Origin of the sequence: Desulfosporosinus cupriresistens, from assembly GCF_001707885.1 — a bacterium.
Taxonomy (GTDB): Bacteria; Bacillota; Desulfitobacteriia; order Desulfitobacteriales; family Desulfitobacteriaceae; genus Desulfosporosinus.
This window is the reverse complement of record NZ_MASS01000120.1, coordinates 1-2,048: the sequence shown is the minus strand read 5'-3', so window position 1 is coordinate 2,048 and position 2,048 is coordinate 1. Positions and strand designations below refer to the sequence as shown.

At 44.9% G+C, this 2,048-nt stretch carries 2 protein-coding genes; both read left to right on the top strand.

The window, feature by feature from the left end; translation table 11 throughout:
* Positions 1–31: 31 nt before the first annotated feature.
* Entirely contained in the window at positions 32–469 is a 438-nt protein-coding gene (gene aprB, locus DSBG_RS21420) for an adenylyl-sulfate reductase subunit beta (protein ID WP_068967031.1), read from the top strand.
* A gap of 38 nt (positions 470–507) precedes the next feature.
* A partial coding sequence (gene aprA / locus DSBG_RS21415; RefSeq protein WP_068967029.1) for an adenylyl-sulfate reductase subunit alpha occupies positions 508–2,048 on the top strand: 1,541 nt, incomplete at its 3' end.

Sequence of the window (2,048 nt, the reverse complement as noted above, 5' to 3'; positions counted from 1 at the left end):
ATTAATAATATAAATGATGGAGGTTAAAGTTATGCCGAGTTTTGTAATTGCAGAAAAGTGTGATGGATGTAAAGGGCAAGACAAGACGGCTTGCATGTATGCATGCCCAAATGACCTGATGGCCTTAGACAAAGAAAGAATGAAAGCGACCAACCTTGATCCATGGGCTTGTTGGGAATGTCTGTGCTGTGTAAAGGCTTGCCCACAACAAGCAATGGACCTGAGAGGGTATGCAGACTTCGTACCACTAGGCGCATCGGTAACACCTCTTCGTGGATCTGACAGCATTATGTGGACCGTAAAATTCCGTAATGGAATGACCAAACGCTTCAAATTCCCGATTCGTACAACAGAAGAAGGATCGGCAGTACCAGGCGGCAATTACGAAGTGACGACAGACATCAACAGCATCGAATTGTTCACTGAACCTGCTTCCATGAAAATGCCAATTTGGACATTTAAGAAATAAGCTCGAAATATGGGAAATGAATAAGGAGGTTAATATAAATGCCAATGAACTTTGAAACAGTAGAAGTAACAACCGATCTTCTCATCATTGGAGGAGGAATGGGAGCCTGCGGCGCAGCTGTAGAAGCGTCATATTGGGGCAAGAAACATGGAGTTAAGGTAACCTTAGTAGACAAAGCGTCAATGCCACGTTCTGGGGCAGTCGGAATGGGATTGTCAGCTATCAACCTGTATGTTGGACTTGCAGAAGGTAAAAACACTGTAGAAGATTACATCAAATATGTAAAATACGACCTCATGGGGGTAGCCCGTGATGACTTAGTCGCTAACATTGCTCGACACGTAGACAGTTCTGTTCATCTGTTTGAACAATGGGGTCTTCCACTCTGGAAAGATGACGACGGTAATTATGTGCATGAAGGCCGTTGGCAACTGATGATCAGTGGAGAATCCTATAAAGTTATCGTTGCAGAAGCAGCGAAGAATGCATTAGGAGACGAAAACATCTACGAACGTGTTTTCATCACCGAACCATTAATCATTGATGGAAAATGCGTAGGAGCAGTAGGCTTCAGTGTCCGTGAAAACAAATACTATGTGTTCAAAGCTAAGGCTGTAATGTGCGCCATGGGTGGTACGGTTGGAGTCTTCAAACCGAAATCCACTGGTGAAGGTTGTGGACGTTCATGGTATCCTCCGTTCTCCACAGGATCTTCAGCGTACTTCACGATGAAGGCAGGAGCCGAAATGACCTGTCAAGAAGTACGGTTTGTGCCGATTCGTTTTAAAGACGCTTACGGTCCAGTTGGAGCATGGTTCTTACTCTTCAAATCACGGGCAACCAATGCTGCAGGCGAAAACTACATGCAAACACGAAAAGATGAATTGTTGAACTGGGGTAAGTATGGCGCTGCTATACCACAACCAGCTAACCTGCGTAACCATCTCGGCTTATTGGAAATCAAAGAAGGCAAAGGACCTCTGATGATGAGGACAGAAGAAGCAATTGCTAATCTGGCCAAACAATACGAGGGAGACGAAAAAGCCTTCAAGAAAAAGATGAAAACCTTAGAAAATGAAGCTTGGGAAGATTTCTTGGATATGACGATTTCACAAGCGTTACTCTGGGCTGCAACCAACGTTGAGCCTGAAGTAAGACCTTCAGAAATCAACGCAACCGAGCCATACTTCATCAGTTCTCACTCTGGAGCATCAGGCGCTTGGGTATCTGGTCCAGAAGACTTGTCCGCTGGAACAGACTATTTCTGGGGTTATGCTCAAATGACAACCGTACCAGGACTCTTTGCAGCAGGTGACGCTACAGGCGCATGCGCTCATAAGTTCTCCTCAGGAACCCATGCTGAAGGCCGTATTGCCGGTAAATCCGCAGTGAAGTACATCTTGGAACACAATACCCAAACTGAAATCCCAGCTGAAATGGTTGCTAAGATGAAAGAAGTCATCTTCCAACCGTTGGCTCTCTTTGAACAATACAAAGACTTCTCCACAGACGAGAATGTCAATCCGAACTATATCATTCCTAAGCAATACATGTTCCGTCTGCAAAAGATCATGGACGA